Below are 21,141 nucleotides of genomic sequence, written 5' to 3' on the forward strand. Positions count from 1 at the left end.
TGTGAAATGCGTGTAACACAATCAATGTTATCTAATAATATGCTACGTAATTTAACGAATAGTTACGCTAATCTGGGAACCTATATGGATCAATTGACTACTGGTAAAAAAATCAACCGACCTTCTGATGATCCTGTTGTTGCGGTAAAAGGAATGGACTATCGTACCCAAGTATTACAAGTGGAACAGTTCCAACGTAATACAGGGGAAGTACATAACTGGATGGACAATACAGACGCTGCATTAGATCAGGCAACAAAAGCACTTCACCGAATTCGGGAACTTGCTGTTCAAGCGAGTAATGATACGTATGATGATGCAGAAAGAATGAACATAAAAGCGGAAGTGGAACAACTTAAGCAGCATCTGGTTGATATTGCCAATACAAGTGTTAATGGTAAATATATCTTTAATGGTACGAAGACAGATGATAAACCAATTAAAGATCCTACTAATATAACAGATTTGGATTCGAGTCCAGTAAATATTGAAGTATCAAGTGGTATAGTTATTAAAGCAAATGTAAATGCTAATGAAATATTTGGAAGTGAAGCGTTTAGTAGAATAGATGAATTAATCAATGCTCTAGATAGTGAGGATGGCACTATCGACCAGGAAGCGATTGCATCTAGTATCGCTTCGATTGATGAGAATATTGACAATGTTCTCAATGCCAGAGCCGATTTAGGGGCTAGAATGAATCGCTTAGATTTAATCGATAATCGTCTTAGTGCCCAAAAGATATCTGCTACACAAATGATGTCGAAAAATGAAGATATTGATTTTGAGGAAGTTATTACGAAGCTTATTACACAAGAGAGTATTCATCGTGCAGCATTATCAACAGGATCTAGAGTCATTCAACCAACATTAATTGATTTTCTAAGGTAAACAAGCCCTAACCCGAATAAGGGTTTAGGGTTTTCTTTTTGATACTGCCAAAAGTCTATTTCGTTTACGGTGCTAAATTTTTTAAAATGAGGGATGGATTGGAATGGAATTACCACAAATTAGGATGCAATCTCAAATGGCTAGAATTACTATGATGACACAGCCTGCTATGCAAGAAATTCGCCAACCGAAAGCAGACTTGTCTATTCACCAACCACATGCAGAACTATCCATAAGAACGATCCCGTCCAAGCTCACGATAGATCAAACCCAAGCCTGGGCAGATATGAATCTTAAAACAGCCCCTCTATCGATTGAGGAATTCGCCCAATTAGGCATGCAGGGGGCGCAGGAAGGCACGGCTAGAAGAGCAGAACAAGGCACGGAACTGATGAAAATAGAAAATACCGATAACCCTCTCATTACTCAAGCAGTTCAACATGCTTTTCGACCAGAACGTCCATTAGGTATCCAGTTTATACCATCCGTATTCTCTGTTAACATTAACTATCAGCCTTCAGAGGTAGATATTGATATTAAACCAAACAAGCCGATCATCGAAACGCAGGTAAACAAACCGGAAATAAACTATATACCTGGCTCTGTTGATATCTCGCTTGCTCAGGATGCAGAGCTAGACATTGATTTTATAAATCTATTTCCAACGGATAAACAATAAGAAAGGGTGGTTGACTTGAAAATACCAACTAAATATCTTGGTGATGTCGTAATAGATAAAGAACAAATCATATATTTTCAATCTGGTATCCCTGGATTTGTAGATGAGAAGGAATTTGTACTCCTAAATATCCCAGGTAACCCAGTGTTTCAATTTTTACAATCAGTAAAATCAGAAACACTTGCATTTGTCGTCACGAATCCGTATCAATTTTATAGTGAATATACATTTGAATTGGATGATTCTACTATAGAAGCTTTGGAAATAAACAGCGAAGAGGATGTTTTAATAGCATCTATCGTAACCTTAAAGGCACCCTTTGAGTCTAGTACCATTAACCTTAAAGCGCCGGTCCTTATTAATCAGAGAAAGATGCTTGGTAAACAGCATATATTGAATACAGATAAATATGAAAGCAAGGCATCCATTAAACCGACTACAGCTGGAAAAGGGGTGTAGTAATGCTAGTACTAACACGAAAGCGAAATGAAGCGATTCAAATTGGTGATAATATAGAGATTACAGTATTAGCAATAGAAGGGGATCAAATTAAGCTTGGCATTACTGCTCCGAAATCTGTAGAAATACACCGTAAGGAGATTTATATCGAAATACAGAATCAGAATAATGAAGCAGCCAATGTTTCAGCGGATTTGTTCGATTTATTAAGTAACAAGAATGATTCATAAGTCATTGCTAAACATTTATTCTATTTAAACCGATATAAGAAGAAATATTTGTAAGGAGTTGCAGAGGATGCGAGTAGAATCTGTATCAGTTGGAACAAAATCCTTGCAAAGCAGTGAAAACAACCATAGACAATTAGCAGAATCTAATACTGTTGTGCAAGAACTAAATGTTAAAATGAATCCAGAATCCACTAAGAAACAGATAGAAACAGCAGTGGAAAAATTAAATGATTTTATTGAACCGTTAAAAACTAGTCTTAAATTTCAATTCCATGAAGAATTGAATGAATATTATGTTGCTGTTGTTGATCCAAACACGGATGAGGTGATTAAAGAAATTCCTCCTAAAAAGATATTGGATATGTACGCAGCAATGGGAGAGTACATGGGGTTTTTAATTGATAAGAAGATATAAAAGGGGTGAAACGCAATGAATAATATGCGAATTGGTGGCTTAGCATCAGGGATAAATACGGATGAAATCATCCAAAAAATGATGGCGGCTGAGAGAATGCCATTAGATAGAATGCAGCAGGATCGAACCTTGCTAGAATGGCAACGTGATGGATACCGTGAAATCTATCAAAAGCTTTACGAAATGGATAACGATTTGATTTTAGATATGAAATTAAGTACTACATATAATTCGAAAGCAGTAAGTTCTTCTAATAGTGGTGTAGTAACCGCAACTGCTACATCCAGTGCGATGGAAGGGTCTTATAATATTACAGTGTCGCAATTGGCTTCTAGTGCTATTAATAGAAGTACAAGCAGTATTGTGAAAAAAGGAGAAACGTTTGACCCTTCGAAGCCTCTTGGAGAACAAGTAGATAAGCTTGTAAATGGAATTGAATTTGGTGAAACATTTAAATTTTCTACATTTGATGAGAATGGTAAAAAGATTGAGCATACATTCTCAGTATCAGAGACTGATTCATTAAACGATGTGTTGAAACGTATAACGAAAGATGATAACAATGTGCGAGCCTTTTACGATACCACCGCTAAACAAGTCATTCTGGAAACAACTCGAACTGGAAACTATAATAATGAAGGGCCAGAAATCGTATTTGATAGTGGATCAAACTCATTTTTTTCTACTACACTAGGAATCAATAGTGAGAATGAACAAGGTGGTACAGATGCGAAGTTCACCTATAATGGTCTTGATTTTGAATCTAAAGATAATTCCTATGAATTTAATGGTTTAACATTAACATTAAAAGGTGTTTCAAAAGAAGGGGAAAGTACTTCTCTTACAGTAGAAAATGATATCGATGCGGCTTTTGACTCTATCATGAATTTTGTCGACAAGTATAATGAAATAGTAGAGTTAATTAATAAATCACAAACAGAAGAACGCTTTCGAGATTATAAGCCGTTAACAGAAGAACAAAAGGCAGAAATGGATGAAAAACAAATCGAGCTTTGGGAAGAAAAAGCTAAAAGTGGTATTCTTCGTGGAGATTCTATCCTAACCTCAGGCTTATCTTCTATGAGACAGACTTGGTATGCTAATGTTCAAACCGGTGGAGAAATTACATCATTAACGCAAATCGGTATTTCAACAACAGCGGATTATATGAATGGTGGAAAACTTAAAGTTAATGAAGAAGAATTGAAGAAAGCATTACGAGAAGACCCAGATGGTGTATTTAAGTTATTTTCAAACAATACTTCTTCCAAGGATGATCCTAGTCGTGGCTTAATTAACCGATTGGAAGATTCTATTGAATCGACAATGAAGCGTGTTGAAGAACGGGCAGGTAAAACTACAACAAGCTCATTAGATAATTACTCCTTAGGTAAACGGATTAAAGATTTAAATACAAGAATATCAGATTTTGAGAAACGTCTCGTGTCGATTGAGAGTCGTTACTGGAGACAATTCGGTGCTATGGAACAAGCCATTGCTCGTTTGAATAATCAATCGATGCAATTATTATCCCAATTCGGCGGTGGAATGTAATCAAATTCTTTTAAAAGGAGTTCTACCTTATGGCTTTAAATAAACCATATCAAGCATATCAGAATAATGCTGTTAATACTGCCTCTGGCGGTGAGTTAACACTTATGCTATATAACGGCTGTCTGAAATTTATTAAACAAGCAATGAAGGATATACAAGCTAATAACATTGAAGCAAAAAACACAAATATTCAAAAGGCACAAAGAATCATTCAAGAACTAATGATTACGCTGGATCAAGAAGTGGAGATTTCCAAACAAATAATGCCTTTATATGACTATATCCATCATCGCCTTATGGAGGCAAATTTAAAAAATGATGTTAGTATTTTGGAAGAAGTAGAAGGATTTGTAGTTGATTTTAGAGATACGTGGAAACAGGTCATCTTAAAAACAAGACAAAAACAACATGCACAAGGTGAACACGTATAATGAATCGCGTACAACCGATCTATGAAATTACAGTTAAAATGCAACAACTACTAACCAACAACGAAACCTCCAAAGATAGAGAAACGTTGATTGAGGAGGTAAACAGTCTCCTTTTACAACGAGGAAGTTATATGGAGGAAGTGAAAGAGCCCTTTACAATAGAGGAGCTGGAAATGGGAAAGAAGCTTCTACCTTTGAATAAGGAAGTCCAAGAAAAGATGGATCTTTTATTCCAAGGATTAAAGATGGAAATGAAACAGGTAAAGAAACAAAAGAATTCTAATCGCCAGTATACCAATCCATATGATAAGGTCCAAACGATGGATGGCATGTTTATGGATAAGCGTAAATAATAGATTAGCTTCCGGATTTTTAATCTGGAAGCTATTTTTTTAATTAACTGTAAATCAAGTGTAAACCGCATGAGGCTAGGTCTTTAAAGGGGATTATCCATATATGAAACTGCTAGGTTTACAAAAAAGGACATGTTTAGGCAGGAATTTTAAGGGTAAATATAGTATACTATATACAAAGGTAGAAAAGGAGTGACACTTTATGAAATTCAACATTCGCGGTGAGAATCTTACGGTAACCGAAGCAATTCGAGAGTACGTAGAAAAGAAGATTGGTAAGCTTGAAAAGTATTTTGAGAGCCCCTTAACATCAGATGTACATGTGAATTTAAGTGTCTACAACAACAAACAGCGTATTGAGGTTACAATTCCAATGACTAGTTTATTATTAAGAGCTGAAGTAGAGCATCTTGATCTATACGCTGCAATTGATTTAGTGGTTGATAAGTTAGAAAGACAAATTCGTAAATATAAAACAAAAGTAAATCGTAAATTCCGTCAAAATGGTGCTCCGAAGTTTGTAGCAACTAATTTGGCTGAAAAGTTAGACGAAGTAGAAGACTCCGATGAAATTGAAATTGTAAGAACAAAACGATTTGATTTAAAACCAATGGATTCTGAAGAAGCGGTATTACAAATGGACCTGTTAGGACACGCATTCTATGTGTTCCAGAATGCTGTAACAGGTGATACGAACGTAGTGTATCGCCGCAAAGATGGCAAATATGGTTTAATCGAACCAAATCATTAATATAATTAATCCCTACAGGCGATCCCTTCGGTGGGTCGCCTTTTATCTTTTTTAAAGGGATGGTGCTAACCCATAGGTATGTAGTTGGCATATGCAATTAAGTAGTGTTATTATTTAATATATAGATTTAATTATTGTAAACCAATTATATAAATATAATTATAATAAAGTAATTATATTAATAAATAAAATTATAACATGAAGAAATAAAATGAATGGTGAACCTATTACCATATTTTTTATGATAAAAAGTAAATAGTGGTGTTGCATGTGTAACACACGTCTGGTTCACTATGAGGATTGAGGAGCGTAACGATGGCAGGTTTTCTAAAAAAAATATTTGATGGGAATAAAAAACAATTAAATCGAATCCAACGTATTGTTGATCAAATTGAATCATTGGAACCCGATATTGAGAAATTATCAGATAGTGCTTTACAACAAAAGACTGAGGAATTTAAAACACGCTATGCCAATGGAGAAAGCTTAGATGACTTATTGGTTGAAGCGTACGCTGTAGTTCGTGAAGCATCAAAACGCGTTCTTAACATGCGTCCATTCCCTGTTCAGTTAATGGGAGCAATTGTATTGCATGAAGGGAACATCGCAGAGATGAAAACAGGGGAAGGTAAAACACTAGCTTCCACTATGCCAGCATATTTGAATGCTATCTCTGGTAAAGGTGTTCATGTTATTACTGTGAACGATTATTTGGCAGATCGTGACTCGAAGCAAATGGGTCAATTATTTGAATTCCTTGGATTAACAGTGGGATTGAATACAAATGGTTTATCCAAAGAAGAAAAGCGAGAAGCGTATTTAGCCGACATTACGTATGGTACGAATAACGAATTTGGCTTTGATTACTTAAGAGATAATATGGTTCTGTATAAGGAGCAAATGGTTCAACGTCCTTTAAATTTTGCAATTATTGATGAGGTCGATTCGATATTAATTGATGAAGCAAGAACACCATTAATTATTTCCGGATCTGCTCAAAAGTCAGCATCCTTATATACACAAGCAAATGCATTTGTTGCCACCTTAAAGCGTGATGAGGATTATACGTACGACGAGAAAACAAAAGGAACACAGCTTACAGAAGAAGGAATTAATAAAGCGGAAAGCTACTTCCATGTGGAGAATCTGTTTGATTTAAATCATGTTACGTTAACACATCACATTGGACAGGCATTACGTGCACATGTTGCGATGCATCGGGATACAGATTATGTAGTTGAAGATGGCGAAGTAGTAATAGTAGACCAATTTACTGGCCGTCTTATGAAGGGCCGTCGTTATAGTGATGGATTGCACCAAGCGATTGAGGCGAAGGAAGGCTTAAAGATACAGAATGAAAGTATGACGTTAGCGTCTATCACCTTCCAGAACTATTTCCGGATGTATAATAAGCTTGCTGGTATGACTGGTACTGCTAAGACAGAAGAAGAGGAATTCCGCAGCATTTATAACATGTATGTAGTTGAAATTCCTACTAATAAACCGATTGCTCGTATTGATCACCCGGATAAGATTTACAAGACGATTAATGGCAAATTTAAAGCTGTTGTTGAAGATATTAAAGAGCGTCATAAAGCCGGACAACCAGTACTAGTTGGTACAGTAGCGGTTGAAACGTCTGAGTTAATTTCCCAGTATTTGAAAAAAGCTGGTGTTAAGCACAATGTTTTAAACGCGAAAAACCATTTCCGTGAAGCAGAAATCATCGAGCAAGCTGGTCAAAAGGGTGCCGTTACAATTGCAACGAACATGGCCGGCCGTGGTACAGATATTAAGCTTGGTGAGGGAGTATTAGAGCTTGGCGGATTAGCTGTAATAGGAACAGAGCGCCATGAATCAAGACGTATTGATAACCAGTTACGCGGACGTTCTGGTCGTCAAGGAGACCCAGGTATGTCGCAGTTCTATTTATCGATGGAAGATGAATTGATGCGTCGATTTGGATCTGATAATCTTAGAAATATGATGGATAAGATGGGTATGGATGATGATCAACCTATTGTGAATAAATTCGTATCACGAGCTGTAGAATCCGCACAAAAACGTGTAGAAGGTAATAACTATGATGCACGTAAGAATGTTCTATCATATGATGATGTATTAAGGGAACAGCGTGAGATTATTTACAAACAACGCTTTGAAGTTATCGATGCGAAGGGTAATGAATTACGTACCATTATTGAGAATATGATAAGTTCTTCATTAGAACGTGTTGTTAATACCCACACGCAAGATGATGAAGAAGATAAATGGGATTTACAAGCTATTGTTGAATACGTACAGGGTAACTTGTTAGAACAGGATTCCTTATCTGTAGACGATCTGAAAGGGCTAGAAACAGAAGAAATTCATGCATTAATTATGGATAAAGTTCGCGCCCGTTATGATCAGAAAGAAGAAGAGCTTGATGAAGAGCAGATGCGTGAATTTGAAAAAGTTATTCTGTTAAGAACAGTAGATACGAAGTGGATGGACCACATAGACCAAATGGATCAGCTTCGTCAAGGTATTCATTTACGTGCATACGGTCAGAATGATCCATTACGTGAATATCAATTAGAAGGATTTGCCATGTTTGAGGCAATGGTAGAAAGTATCGAGGATGAAGTTGCTCGTTATATTATGAAAGCTGAAATACGAGATAACTTAAAGCGACAAGCAGTAGTGAAAAACACCCAAGCAGTATCAGGTGGCGGTGAAGAAAAGAAAAAAGTCCGCAAACCATATGTGAAAAAAGAAACGGTAGGCAGAAACGATCCATGTCCATGTGGCAGTGGTAAAAAATATAAAAACTGCCACGGAAAATAAACTATCTAAAGCGGTCTGACCCCAACCGGAGTCAGACCGTTTTGAGGGTATTAATTAATTGGATATAACAAAATTTTTAGAGGTGACATGATGGAATTTAGTGAAATTAGAAACGAACTTGATCAAATTAATAACCGCATAGCGGAATTTAGGGGGTCTCTTTGACTTAGATGTCAAAAAGGCACGCATACAAGAATTAGAACATGACATGACCGCTCCGGGATTCTGGGATGACCAAAACGCAGCCCAAACAGTGATTAACGAGGCAAATGGTTTAAAGAACTTCGTAAATAGCTTCGAAGGGATAAACAATCGCTATGAAGACCTAGAAGTAACCTACGAACTAGCAAAGGAAGAAAATGATGCTGAGCTATTAACGGAATTAGAAGAAGAACTTAGCTCGTTAAAAAAGGAAATCAATGACTTCGAATTACAAATGTTATTAAGTGAACCATATGATGCCAACAATGCAATCCTAGAACTGCATCCAGGCGCTGGGGGAACAGAATCACAGGACTGGGCAAGCATGCTACTTCGTATGTATCAGCGTTGGGCGGAACAGCATAATTTTTCCGTTGAAACAATTGATTATCTTCCTGGAGAAGAGGCTGGTGTAAAAAGTGTTACCTTATTAATTAAGGGACATAATGCTTATGGTTATCTAAAGGCGGAAAAAGGGGTACATCGTTTAGTACGTATTTCACCATTTGATTCCTCTGGTCGTAGACATACATCATTCGTATCCTGTGATGTAACACCTGAAATGAATGATGATGTAGACATTGAGATACGTTCAGAAGATATTAAGGTAGATACGTATCGTGCAAGTGGTGCTGGAGGACAGCATATTAATACGACAGACTCTGCTGTACGTATTACCCATATTCCTACGAACACCATTGTTACTTGCCAAAATGAACGTTCACAAATTAAAAACCGTGAAGCAGCCATGAAAATGTTAAAATCAAAGCTATACCAATTAGAAATTGAAAAGCAACAGCAGGAGTTAGCAGCAATTCGTGGAGAGCAAAAAGAGATTGGCTGGGGCAGTCAAATCCGTTCTTATGTATTCCATCCATATTCCATGGTAAAAGACCATCGTACAAATGTGGAAACAGGTAATACACAGTCCGTTATGGATGGCGAAATTGATTTGTTTATTGATGCTTATTTACGTTCACAATTATAATAAGATTGCATTTTTAATTTCTTAAAATTGTCAAAAACTGGTGTGAAACTAGATGAATATTCATCTTTAGCCAAAATGTGGCAATTTTGTGGCTGGTATATTTAATTAGAAGGGATATACTAAATGATGTATAGATATTCTAATGATTGGGGGATTTTTAATATGAAAAAATGGTTATTCGCAATTTTATTTGGAACAGTATTCGTACTTGGTGCATGTGGTGGAGAAAATGAAGCAGATGATAATGGTGCAGTAAATGATTCAGGTCAAACGGATGGTGGTGAAGCTGTAGCCTCCGCAGAAGATATTTATCAAGCAAACTGTGCAGCTTGTCATGGTGCTAATCTTGCAGGTGGTGCTGGTGTTGATTTAACACAAATTGGTGCAGAATTTTCATCCGAAGAATTACAAGATATCATTGCTAACGGTACAAATGGTGGAATGCCTGGTTTTGCGAATAAGCTTTCAGATGAAGAAATTCAACAACTATCTGATTGGCTAGCAGAGAAGAAATAACATGATAATGAAAAATAGCAAAGCTTAAGCTGAATGATGAGATTCAGTTTAAGCTTTTTTTGTTGTTTGGAACGGTACTTTTACTGTTGGGGCGATGGAGAGTGTTTCAGTGTCCTTCGGTTGAGCGATGGGAGGAAGGAGAAGATCGGTCAGTGCCCTTTATCGATTGAGCGAGTTAAAAAAGGTAACAGAGGAAAAGTGTCAGTGCCCTTTTTCAGTAGGGAGAAGGCGAAAAGGTAATAGAGGGACAATATCAGTGCCCTTTTTCGCGAGGAAGAGAGTAAAAAGGTAACAGAGAGATGCAATCAGTGCCCTTTTTCGGTGGGATGAGAGTAAAAAGGTAACAGAGGGACAATGTCAGTGCCCTTTTTCGCGAGAGAGAGGATAAAAAGGTAACAGAGGGACAATGTCAGTGCCCTTTTTCGGGAGGGAGAGGGCGAAAAGGTAATAGAGGGACAATATCAGTGCCCTTTTTCGCGAGGAAGAGAGTAAAAAGGTAACAGAGAGATGCTATCAGTGCCCTTTTTCGGTGGGATGAGAGTAAAAAGGTAACAGAGGGACAGTATCAGTGCCCTTTTTCGGTGGGATGAGAGTAAAAAGGTAACAGAGGGACAATGTCAGTGCCCTTTTTTGCGAGAGAGAGGATAAAAAGGTAACAGAGAGATGCAATCAGTGCCCTTTTTCGCGAGGAAGAGAATAAAAAGGTAACAGAAAACGGCTATCGATGCTCTTTTGGGTTTGATATACTACTTTATACCTATAAAAAAGCACACGAGTTGTCATAATCCTACAATATTCCCAGAAATTTTACCGTTGAAATATAAATGTAATATTTTTTTGTCAAAAAAAGTTGTTGATTGATGTTATAATGTAAAAGAATCTTGTACAATATAAGGCTTTTTGACTAACTATAATAATAAAGGTGATTATAAATGATATTAATGAAGGATTTATATAAAATGTATGATAACGGTGTGACAGCTTTAAATGGAATTAATGTCGAAATTGATCAAGGTGAATTCGTATACATAGTCGGACCATCTGGCGCAGGGAAATCATCTTTTATTAAGCTTATGTATCGTGAGATAAAACCGACAAAGGGACAAATTTTCATAAACAATAAAGATGTCAGTGAAATCAAAGAAAAGGAAGTTCCATTACTTCGACGGAATATTGGGGTTATCTTCCAGGATTTCCGTTTGCTTCCTAAATTATCAATCTATGAAAATGTTGCGTTTGCACTAGAGGTTATAGAGGAATCTCCTCGTAATATTCGAAAACGTGTAATGGAAGTATTGGATTTAGTAGGGTTAAAAAATAAAGCTCGCTTCTATCCGAGTGAATTATCTGGCGGAGAGCAGCAACGTGTATCCATTGCTAGGGCAATTGTAAACCATCCTAAAATCGTTATTGCTGATGAACCGACTGGTAACTTAGATCCGGAAACATCATGGGAAATTATGCGAGTATTTGAGCAAATCAATAATAGTGGGACAACCATTATCATGGCAACCCATAGTAAGGAAATCGTAAATACAATTAAAAAACGTGTTATTGCAATTGAAGATGGCGAAATTGTAAGAGACGAGCATCGAGGTGAATACGGCTATGAAAGCTAGAACTATCAAAAGACATTTTCGTGAAGGTGCAAAAAACATATATCGCAACGGCTGGATGACTGTAGCCTCGGTCGGAGCTGTAACGGTTACATTACTTTTAGTAGGTGCGTTTTTAGGTTTAATTTTAAACCTTAATCATATGGCAAAGAAAGTGGAAGAGGATGTCGTTGTGAAGGTCCTCATTGATTTAGCCGCAGATGATGAACAAGTCATCGCACTAGGAAAAGAGATTGAAAAAATCCCTAATGTAGCAAGTGTAGTGTTTTCATCTAAAGATGATGAACTTAATAGCTTGATTGATAGCATGGGTGATGGTGGAGACGTATGGGGTGGATTTAAAAATGATAACCCATTAAACCATGCCTATATTGTGAAGGCAGATGAACCACAGCAAACGACAGGTATTGCAAAAGCGGTTGCTGAGCTTGATGGAGTAGATTCAGTTACGTACGGGGAAGACGTTGCACAAAATCTCTTTAAATTTACCGATTATGCTAGAACAATAGGAATTATCCTAATCGCTGGTCTTGTATTAACTGCTATTTTCTTAATTTCCAATACGATTAAATTAACGATCATGGCAAGAAGTAGAGAAATTGGAATTATGAAGTTAGTAGGAGCAACGAATGGATTTATTCGTGGACCATTTTTCATTGAAGGATTATTACTAGGTGTATTAGGATCAATCATCCCTATTTCGGCAGTATTAGGTGGATATAAATGGATTGAATCTAGTATAACTACGGTGCAGACTATCGGCTTTGTAGAAGTGTTACCATTTAATCCCTTCGCATGGCAATTAGCGCTTATTATTCTAGTGATAGGTGCTGGAATTGGAATGTGGGGAAGTTTGATGAGTGTACGCAAATTCTTGAAAGTTTAATAGTGTTTTGAACCATGTGGAAAAGGTAGGGGAAGGTCCTATATCTTTTCCACAATAGATTTTACATACGAAAAATAATAGTTTTCTAGATTACTTGGTAACAGGGGGAAGATCGATGACAAAAAAGTTAGCAATAACTGGTTTACTGATTGGACTGTTCGCCTTTATGTCCATCTTGATTGATGTAAACCAGGTTTTCGCTCAAACGAAAGAAGAGCTCCAGCAAGAAATCGAGGAACTTGAGAAGGAACAGTTGCAGCTAGAAGAACAGAAGGAAGAAGTACAAACGAATAAAAATGATACAGAAGAGAAAATCCAAGAAAATTTAAATAAGCAGGGTACCGTTCAAGGACAAATTGAATCGATTGAACAGGATTTAGCAAATACGGAGGAAGATATTGCTTCCAAACAGGGTGAAATCGATACGACGAACAATGAGATCTATGAGCTAACGAATACGATTGATGATCTAACCGATCAAATTAAACAGCTAGAAGATGAGATTGAGATATTACTAGACCGTATCGAGGAACGGGAAGCATTACTAGTGGATCGACTTCGCTCTATTCAAAAGAATGGTGGACCGATAAAATACTTAGAAGTCATTCTCGGGTCTAAAAGCTTTTCTGATTTTATTTCAAGAGCGGCCGCTGTCAATGTTATGATGGACCAAGATAAAACGATTATTGAATCATTAGAAAAAGACAAGGCTGATGTTGAAACGAAAAAACGAACGGTGCAAGAGAACAAGAAAGAAATCGAAGCAAAACGAAATGATGTGGAACAGAAAAAGCTAGTATTAGAAGATCAAAAGAGAGAGCTAGTTGCATTACAAAGTCAACTAGATGAACAAAAGTCGGAAAGAAAGCGTCTGCTAGCACAACTGGAGAAAGAGCATGAAGAGTTAGAGGAATTCATGTTTACGTTGGAAGATGAACAAGCAATGATTCGTAAACAAGAAGAGGCGGTAGCGAAAGCAAAAGAGGTCGCAGAAAATAATCTTAGCCAGTTATCAAGCCCTGAAACGGGTGCAGTGAATAGTTCTTCCTTCATTTGGCCAGCTTCAGGAAGGCTTTCATCTCAGTGGGGACAACGTGTTGATCCAATTACTGGACAAGTAAGTTATCATCTTGGAATAGATATTGCAGCCCCTACTGGTACACCGGTTTATGCTGCCACAAATGGTGTAGCCGTAAGAGGTAACTTATCTGACACGTATGGTAACCATATATTAGTTGTTACGAAGATCGATGGAGTTGATTATACAACGCTATATGGCCATTTAAATGGTTTTGCCGTTGAAGATGGAACAGTCGTAGAACAAGGTCAGTTAATTGGTTATATTGGTTCAACCGGTCGTTCTACAGGCCCACATTTACACTTTGAGGTGCATAAAGGTGGATGGATAGGTTTTTATCCTCCTAACACAAATAATGTAAATCCTATGGATTATTTACCTTAAGCGTATAGGGGAGGAGCATTACACATTCGGTGTAATGCTTTTTTCTTTTCTTCTTTAATAAAAAAGTTTGGCGTGTGCTACGCTTTTTCGATATGATTATAGAATAAGTAGTTTTGAATCTTAACGATAATCATTTCGTTTTTGGTGTTTAAGATAACTACCTAACATATAACTAATACTGGGGTGATATCATGAAATTGAATAAAGTACATATTGTGCTGATACTGGTTGGAGCCTTATTTCTAGGTTTTATTGGAGCATATGTGGGAGCAGCAATTGCACAACCAAGTGAAAAAGAATCCATTATCTCTGAGAATAATCTTGATAGTAATAAACAAGAGGCTGGTGAGGCAAAGGGAAATAATGAGCTACCAGCTCAATGGTCAAAAGTGGCTCAAGCCTATCATTTGATTAAGGATAATTATCTAGAGGGAGCTGAAGAGCAGCAACTAATTGAAGGTGCTATTCAAGGAATGCTTGCGACACTAGGTGATCCGTACAGCTCCTATATGGATATTGAAACAATGGAGCAGTTTAATGAACAAATTGAATCCTCATTTGAAGGTATTGGTGCTGAGGTTAGTATGGTTAATGGAATGGTGACGATTGTATCGCCTATTAAAGATTCCCCAGCAGAAAAGGTAGGACTTCGACCAAACGATCAAGTTCTAGAGGTAGATGGAGAATCATTGGAAGGACTTGATTTAAACGAGGCAGTTGCCAAAATTCGTGGGGAAAAAGGAACAGAAGTCGTCTTAACTATTGTACGTCAGGGAACGACAGAACCTTTCCAAATTACTATTGTCCGTGACACCATCCCAATCGAAACCGTTCATTCTGAAATGAAAACTGTTGATGGGAAGAAAACAGGGCTAATTGAAATTACTAATTTTGCTGAAACAACGGCAGAAGATTTTGAATCACAGCTTAAAGCATTAGAAGATGATGGAATGGAAGGATTAGTTATTGATGTACGTGGGAATCCTGGTGGACTCTTAAATTCTGTTGAAGAGATTTTAGATTTATTTGTTCCAAAGGATATACCATATATTCAAATTGAAGATCAAAGTGGAAATAAAACGCCTTATTACTCTACATTAGATAAGAAAAAGGATTATCCAATCTCTGTTCTAGTAGACGAAGGTAGTGCATCGGCATCTGAAATATTAGCTGTGGCGATGAAAGAAATTGGTTATGATGTAGTTGGAACGAATAGTTTTGGAAAAGGTACAGTGCAGCAAGCCGTTCCATTAGGTGATGGAAGTACAGTTAAATTAACCTTCTTCAAATGGTTATCACCAAAAGGAACTTGGATTCACGAAAAAGGTGTTGAGCCAACTGTGAAAGTGGAACAACCGAAATATTATTTCACAACCCCAATACAAGTAACAGATGAGCCTTTATCACTGGATCACTCTGGAAGCCAAATTGAAAATATTCAAATCATGCTAGAAGGCTTGGGCTATGATATTGACAGAACAGACGGTTATTTCAGTAAGGCAACAGAAGAAGCAGTCAAAGCCTTCCAAAAGGATCATGATTTAACGGTTACAGGGGAAGTAGACCAGGAAACAGCTGGAACACTGGAATCGAGCATTATTGAAAAAATCCGTAGTGGTGAAGATGATAAACAATTAGAAAAAGCATTAGAAGTGGTACATTAATTATGACACCGAGGATTTGACACCATGATGGAATAAAGCAAAACTAGAATGATGCAAGAAGGTAGCTCGGGAAAGAGACAAAGCATTTTATGGATGGATAGGGCAAACTAAAAGCCCTCTAGGAGCATGAGATGTTAGCCAAAGAATGAATGGATAACCGAATGATGCACAAGATTAGCTCTGGAAATATACGTAGACTCCTGCTGGAGAAAGCGTCGCTTGTGACCTAGTGATGCCTGTGTCTACTAGCAAGACTAAGTAGCTGGCTCACTTGGCGCAGGAGAAAAGCCTGGTCCACTTAGTGAACAAAGGATGAGCGTATATTTCCGGAGCAAGGTTTGTGCTAATCATTCGGTTTTGTTATACCTTCTAAACGTGTGTCCTAGTCTTGTCTTATTTTACATCATTATGTTTTCCATACGTTCTTGTAAAAATTATACGGTAAAAGCAGGAAAAGAATCGACAAATGACGAATATATAAGGTTATAATTAACTTATTAACAGGAACTGTAGATTGGGAAGGTGAACACAAATGTTTCAGGATTGGTTATTAGAATTTGGTAAAGGAATTGGAAAAGTCTTTCTCAATCCACTTTTATATTGGTCTATTGTATTGATTACGTTAGTAGGCATAAGAAGAATCAAGCAGGAAAGAAGAGATTTTGGAACGAAGGTATTCGATATCTTCTCGGAGTGGAAGGGAACGATTGGGTTTTCGGTTTTTATTGGATTATTTTATTCAGTCGTAACGATAGCAATTGGTATGGTAGTTACATATGAAGTGCTTATTATCCTAAGTATCGTTACGATTCTATTAAGTCTTACATTACGTTTTTCTTTCCTTTCCCCAAGTTACACCTTTGGGATTACCTTTTTTGTCTTAATGTTATTTCCTTTAGTAGCGGATAACGTTACGTTTATTCCTAGCTTAGGGGAGGTTAATTATTCTGTCATTGCCATTTTATTAGCATTATTTTTATTTGTAGAAGCACATTTCCTAAGTAGAATAAAGATCTATGAGACATATCCTGGATTAGAAAAGGGAGCTCGGGGTAGTTGGATTGGTAAGCATGTAATTAAGAAGTTTTCCATAATCCCGTTTTTTACTTTAGTACCAGCTGGACTTATCGAACCATTTGCACCCTATTGGCCATTTCTGTCTATCGGTGGGGAGAATTATGCGTTAGTCCTTATACCAGTTGTTTTAGGCTTTGAATTTGTAGTGCGAGGTAGTTTGCCATATAAGACAGCGAACCAGATTGCCTTACAGCTATTAGCATTAGCTGTAGTTGTACTAGCTATTGCAATCGGTAGTATCTTCTTACCGTGGCTAACGATTGTTGCTGTTGTCGTAGCAATCATTGGTAGAGAAATTCTTAACTACCGACATCGCTCAAAAGATAATGCGAAAAGCTCTTATTTCAATCATACGAACGATGGCTTAAAAGTTCTCGGTATTATCCCGGGCTCACCAGCTGATCGTTTACAAATTCTAATTGGCGAGACCGTAATGAAAGTAAATGGTAATCGAATCCAAAGTGAAGATGATCTCTATGAAGCATTACAGCAGACAGGCTCTTTCTTTAAGGTGGAATTACTTGATCACAATGGTGAGGTTCGTTTTATTCAAAGTGCCATGTATGAAGGCGATCACCATGAATTAGGGTTACTATTTGCAGGAGAGCCATATCGGACAAAATAATATAGAAGACCGTATCCATAGTGAAAAGTACTCTATAAGTAGACATTAAAAAAAGTCTACCTATAGGGTGCTTTTTTGTGTGAAGAGAATAGATAAAAAGTCTAGGTAGTACTAATATTTTTGTTGATTTTCATCCAAACTAAGAATGCAAAATATGTACAGGAAGGATAATTGTATGGATGAAAAGCTATCTATTAGGGTTCTGGAATGTATTTGATCCGCTATATTATTCCTTTACTAGATTGCGCTATGTAAAGGATCAGGAACAGAATCGAACGGTATTTCGTGTTCGACTTACTCGATATAAAGGAAGACGTACGATATTACAGGACGGTACTATTATTAATAAAAATGACCTGCTCATTAAGATTCATCTTCATAATGTGAAAATCATGAATGATTTATATGCAGAAAAAAGTGACACGAAGCGTGCTGTATACATTTACCACCTAGTCAAACGAGCCATGCCGCTTTTGGCAGACTATGTAAAACATCATAAGCGCTATGATGAGTTAAAAGGAATAATAGGAATTACTACCTTACATAAAGGTACAAAGCGACTAGGTTTCGATAATGTGTTTATCCATAACCCAGTATATAGAATGTATAAAAAAATAACCTTTACTCCAATTAATTATTTGGCTAGCTCATCCAATCATGAATATCCCATGTACTTATTCATGTCAAAGGATGAGCTAGTTACTAGATATGGGTCTAAAGTTAAATAGCAACGTCATGGAGGGTGATTTCAGGGCGGCTGCCGACCCGAATGTTTACACCTGTTTGTCCTAATCCTTCACTAATATAAAAAGGGGAGTCATTATGGATATGCAATCCTTTTATCATATTTAAACGTGGTAGTTTTCCCATTTTTACTAAGTGGTATGCTTTTGGATAAAGGATTTGTCCACCATGGAAATGACCTGCTAATAAATAATCAAATGGATAATCATCCATTTCGAGAACTACGTTTGGATCATGAGTCAGGACAATATTAAGACCATCATTAACCTGACGATAGGATTCTTCTAGGTCACTTCGATTGGTTGAGTAATCATCAATGCCGATTATATTAATCTTTTGACCGTTTATCGTTATTGTTTTAGAGCTATTTTGCATAACGATACAACCGTATTGTGTAAGAATCGATTTTAAATCTAATAAATTCTGCCCTTTTAGGACATAATCATGGTTACCAAGTACAGCGTAGATGCCATGTTTTGGCTTCATTTTTTGGAGAACCTGAAGATATGGTATTAACTTGGGTAGGGTACGTTTTCTATCAAGAAAATCTCCAGTTAGTGCAATGATATCAGGTTGCTCATGCTGTAGTTTGGTAGCTAATTGACTTGGTGTGATAGAGATATTTTCAAGGTGAAGGTCAGATAAGTGTAGGATGGATAAGTTAGAATGATTTGTTCGATGTTTAGTAGAGATTTGTATTTTATTTATTTGAATATCTTTCGTATTTAGGTTTGCTTTATATAAGAGAAAGCCAATAATGATGAACAATAGTGTAGAAATAATATATGTCATATGAATTCCTCCCCGAAAACGATTATAACATGGCTATACGAATAGATTCATTGGTAAATCAAGGGATTCATTTGAATGATAGGGTGAATATATTGGATACGAAATCAAAGAGCCAAGCATTATTACTACCATTTATGCAAATTCCGACTGGGCATCATCATGTTGCTGACGCAGTGATAGAGGAATTGGAGCGTGCTGTGAAATCAATCAACTGTGAAAAGGTGGATATATTATCGTATAGTTTTGGAAAAGTGGAACGACTTGTCTCTGCTACGTATTTAAATTGGATTAAAATGGTCCCAAAAGCATATGATGTGGTCTACAATAGACTTGCTGTAAAAAATCATACGAAACGATCTAGACAGCGTGTATATGAAGCAATGTTCATAGCGTTTTTTAAGAAATTAATGAAAGAAACAGAACCAAGAATATTATTCTGTACACACTGTCTTCCTTCCAATATTGCTAGTGTTTTAAAGCAAAAAGGAAAGTTACATGCAGTTACAGTGAATGTATATACCGACTTCTTTATTAACCGTGTATGGGGGATTAGTGGTATTGATTATCATATCGTTCCATCGATAACGGTCAAGAAATTTTTATTAGATTTAGGTGTAGACGAGGAGAGGATTTTTGTAACCGGAATACCGGTACATCCAGTTTTCCGAATTCCGTATCAGAAAAAAAGCAATCAGAAGCTCCATGTATTAATTACAGGCGGAAGTTTAGGGATTGCATCAATGGACAAACTAATCCCTAGTCATCCGGAAATAAAATACACGGTTTTATGTGGGCATAATGAAAAGCTATATCAAGATCTTTCAGAATGGAACCATCCATATGTCCAGCCCATTCGCTATGTGGATAGCAAAGCGAGAATGAATGAGCTATATAATCAAGTTGACGCCGTTATTACCAAGCCTGGAGGGGTAACAATTAGTGAATGCTTAATGAAGCGAATCCCAATTTTCACTTGTAATGCCTTACCTGGTCAAGAAAAAGTAAATGAAATGGAATTAGCTCAATTAGGCATTGTTAATCAAGTAAACCCATTCGAAAGAAGTATCGAGTCGCAAGTGAAGGAATTTTTCCAGGATAACGAAAGACAACTTATGTACGAGGAAAATCTAAACTTATATCATGAATATGTAGAAAGAAATTCGTTGTCTGAAATATTATTAACTATTTGTAAGGCATAGAGTTTAGCCGTTCCTATACTTTTATTAGGTAGACGAAAAGGGTGTAAAGAATATTTGACATCCCTTTCGTCTGTTTTTATAATAAGGATGTAAAAACTATTTGACACACAGTCGAATATGAAGGTGAAAATAAGATGAAAAATCGAATTAAAGAATTTCGGGAAAAAAAGCATCTATCTCAAGGAAAGGTTGCAGACTTGTGCAATGTGAGTAGGCAGACCATTAATGCAATTGAAAACGACAAATATGATCCTAGCTTACAATTGGCATTTGATTTAGCAAGTGTATTAGGGGTTAAGGTTGATGAATTATTTATAAGTGATAGGAGGGATACAGAATGAAACTAATCGTTACGTTAGTCATAATTCCTATTGTATTTATTGTGATGATAGGGTTTTTCACAGGAAATAAAGACAGTTTTGTAGGACCTCATGATGATGAAAGAAAGAAGGCTATAAAACAAAAGTCTATTGTGCAAAGCTGGACTACTATACTGTTATTTTTACTAACGAATTTTCTTTTGGACTTATTCAATTTGCACGATGAACGCTTATCGGATGCTTCTTTTGTTTTTCCGGAACTTTTATATATAATTATTTTAGTAGTAAGCTACTTTATTTTCCTATTTATCAATAATCGAAAAATGAGTGCGTAGTATGTAGTTAAAGAATTAGTTAATGCAATACACCGTGACAACACTATTCAGAAGCGAATAATTACATATGTTTAAAGAACCCGAACTACTTAGATTTCAATTCATGACTTCTTAGCGTAGTTCG

Annotated in this window: 22 protein-coding genes; 21 read left to right on the forward strand and 1 reads right to left on the reverse strand. The window is 36.7% G+C overall.

The features are described 5' to 3' along the window. The first annotated feature begins 6 nt into the window (after nt 1-6). From flgL to MKY78_RS15320, 18 genes are all read left to right on the forward strand, one after another. Nucleotides 7-891 carry a flagellar hook-associated protein FlgL gene (gene flgL / locus MKY78_RS15235; protein ID WP_339213868.1) on the forward strand — a complete coding sequence of 295 codons (885 nt, stop codon included), beginning with the start codon at nt 7-9 and terminating at the stop codon, nt 889-891. A 124-nt stretch (nt 892-1,015) separates the two neighbouring features. Beyond that, nucleotides 1,016-1,570, forward strand: coding sequence for a DUF6470 family protein (locus MKY78_RS15240; protein ID WP_339217930.1), 555 nt, complete (start codon nt 1,016-1,018; stop codon nt 1,568-1,570). Between the two features lie 6 nt (nt 1,571-1,576). Then, complete coding sequence (gene fliW, locus MKY78_RS15245; RefSeq protein ID WP_339213870.1) at nt 1,577-2,029, forward strand: flagellar assembly protein FliW; 453 nt, start codon at nt 1,577-1,579, stop codon at nt 2,027-2,029. Nucleotides 2,030-2,031: 2 nt separating this feature from the next. Next, nucleotides 2,032-2,259, forward strand: a complete 228-nt coding sequence (gene csrA / locus MKY78_RS15250; RefSeq protein ID WP_339213872.1) for a carbon storage regulator CsrA — start codon at nt 2,032-2,034, stop codon at nt 2,257-2,259. A gap of 67 nt (nt 2,260-2,326) precedes the next feature. Then, nucleotides 2,327-2,674: a flagellar protein FlaG gene (gene flaG, locus MKY78_RS15255; protein ID WP_339213874.1), complete on the forward strand. Its 348-nt coding sequence runs from the start codon at nt 2,327-2,329 to the stop codon at nt 2,672-2,674. 15 nt (nt 2,675-2,689) lie between these two features. After that, nucleotides 2,690-4,228, forward strand: a complete 1,539-nt coding sequence (locus MKY78_RS15260; protein ID WP_339213876.1) for a flagellar hook-associated protein 2 — start codon at nt 2,690-2,692, stop codon at nt 4,226-4,228. Between the two features lie 29 nt (nt 4,229-4,257). Continuing rightward, the gene (fliS, locus tag MKY78_RS15265; protein ID WP_339213878.1) at nt 4,258-4,659 is read left to right on the forward strand and encodes a flagellar export chaperone FliS; all 402 of its coding nucleotides are present in this window, start codon (nt 4,258-4,260) and stop codon (nt 4,657-4,659) included. Beyond that, nucleotides 4,659-5,012 (forward strand): flagellar protein FliT, encoded by a 354-nt coding sequence (locus tag MKY78_RS15270; RefSeq protein WP_339213880.1) that lies wholly within the window; start codon nt 4,659-4,661, stop codon nt 5,010-5,012. The genes fliS and MKY78_RS15270 overlap by 1 nt, the downstream gene beginning before the upstream one ends. 202 nt (nt 5,013-5,214) lie before the next feature. Continuing rightward, nucleotides 5,215-5,763: a ribosome-associated translation inhibitor RaiA gene (gene raiA, locus MKY78_RS15275; protein ID WP_339213882.1), complete on the forward strand. Its 549-nt coding sequence runs from the start codon at nt 5,215-5,217 to the stop codon at nt 5,761-5,763. A 315-nt stretch (nt 5,764-6,078) separates the two neighbouring features. Continuing rightward, nucleotides 6,079-8,592 (forward strand): preprotein translocase subunit SecA, encoded by a 2,514-nt coding sequence (secA, locus tag MKY78_RS15280; protein WP_339213884.1) that lies wholly within the window; start codon nt 6,079-6,081, stop codon nt 8,590-8,592. Nucleotides 8,593-8,682: 90 nt separating this feature from the next. Next, a protein-coding gene (prfB, locus tag MKY78_RS15285; protein ID WP_339217932.1) for a peptide chain release factor 2 occupies nt 8,683-9,781 on the forward strand; the annotation gives its coding sequence in 2 pieces (ribosomal slippage) (nt 8,683-8,745 and nt 8,747-9,781; 1,098 coding nt in all). A 162-nt stretch (nt 9,782-9,943) separates the two neighbouring features. Next, complete coding sequence (locus MKY78_RS15290; protein ID WP_339213886.1) at nt 9,944-10,297, forward strand: cytochrome c; 354 nt, start codon at nt 9,944-9,946, stop codon at nt 10,295-10,297. 932 nt (nt 10,298-11,229) lie between these two features. Continuing rightward, complete coding sequence (gene ftsE / locus MKY78_RS15295) at nt 11,230-11,916, forward strand: cell division ATP-binding protein FtsE (RefSeq protein WP_339213888.1); 687 nt, start codon at nt 11,230-11,232, stop codon at nt 11,914-11,916. Continuing rightward, nucleotides 11,906-12,799, forward strand: coding sequence for a permease-like cell division protein FtsX (gene ftsX, locus MKY78_RS15300; protein WP_339213890.1), 894 nt, complete (start codon nt 11,906-11,908; stop codon nt 12,797-12,799). Before ftsE ends, ftsX begins: the two co-directional genes overlap by 11 nt. 115 nt (nt 12,800-12,914) lie before the next feature. Then, nucleotides 12,915-14,261 carry a peptidoglycan DD-metalloendopeptidase family protein gene (locus MKY78_RS15305; protein WP_339213892.1) on the forward strand — a complete coding sequence of 449 codons (1,347 nt, stop codon included), beginning with the start codon at nt 12,915-12,917 and terminating at the stop codon, nt 14,259-14,261. Nucleotides 14,262-14,452: 191 nt separating this feature from the next. Then, the gene (locus MKY78_RS15310) at nt 14,453-15,925 is read left to right on the forward strand and encodes a S41 family peptidase (RefSeq protein ID WP_339213894.1); all 1,473 of its coding nucleotides are present in this window, start codon (nt 14,453-14,455) and stop codon (nt 15,923-15,925) included. A gap of 532 nt (nt 15,926-16,457) precedes the next feature. Then, the gene (locus MKY78_RS15315; RefSeq protein ID WP_339213896.1) at nt 16,458-17,627 is read left to right on the forward strand and encodes a PDZ domain-containing protein; all 1,170 of its coding nucleotides are present in this window, start codon (nt 16,458-16,460) and stop codon (nt 17,625-17,627) included. 179 nt (nt 17,628-17,806) lie between these two features. Then, entirely contained in the window at nt 17,807-18,355 is a 549-nt protein-coding gene (locus MKY78_RS15320) for a hypothetical protein (protein ID WP_339213897.1), read from the forward strand. Here MKY78_RS15320 and MKY78_RS15325 read toward each other — a convergent pair. Further along, the gene (locus MKY78_RS15325) at nt 18,348-19,163 is read right to left on the reverse strand and encodes a metallophosphoesterase (RefSeq protein ID WP_339213898.1); all 816 of its coding nucleotides are present in this window, start codon (nt 19,161-19,163) and stop codon (nt 18,348-18,350) included. The genes MKY78_RS15320 and MKY78_RS15325 overlap by 8 nt on opposite strands. Before the next feature lie 29 nt (nt 19,164-19,192). Between MKY78_RS15325 and MKY78_RS15330 the strand changes: the two genes are divergently transcribed. The 3 genes from MKY78_RS15330 (at nt 19,193) to MKY78_RS15340 (ending at nt 21,017) form a co-directional block, all read left to right on the forward strand. After that, the gene (locus MKY78_RS15330) at nt 19,193-20,362 is read left to right on the forward strand and encodes a glycosyltransferase (protein ID WP_339213900.1); all 1,170 of its coding nucleotides are present in this window, start codon (nt 19,193-19,195) and stop codon (nt 20,360-20,362) included. 134 nt (nt 20,363-20,496) lie between these two features. Next, nucleotides 20,497-20,703 carry a helix-turn-helix transcriptional regulator gene (locus tag MKY78_RS15335; RefSeq protein ID WP_339213902.1) on the forward strand — a complete coding sequence of 69 codons (207 nt, stop codon included), beginning with the start codon at nt 20,497-20,499 and terminating at the stop codon, nt 20,701-20,703. After that, nucleotides 20,700-21,017 (forward strand): hypothetical protein, encoded by a 318-nt coding sequence (locus MKY78_RS15340; protein ID WP_339213904.1) that lies wholly within the window; start codon nt 20,700-20,702, stop codon nt 21,015-21,017. Before MKY78_RS15335 ends, MKY78_RS15340 begins: the two co-directional genes overlap by 4 nt. Nucleotides 21,018-21,141: the final 124 nt, after the last annotated feature.

Origin of the sequence: Ornithinibacillus sp. FSL M8-0202 (assembly GCF_037975285.1) — a bacterium.
In the GTDB taxonomy this organism is placed as follows: Bacteria; Bacillota; Bacilli; order Bacillales; family Amphibacillaceae; genus Ornithinibacillus; species Ornithinibacillus massiliensis.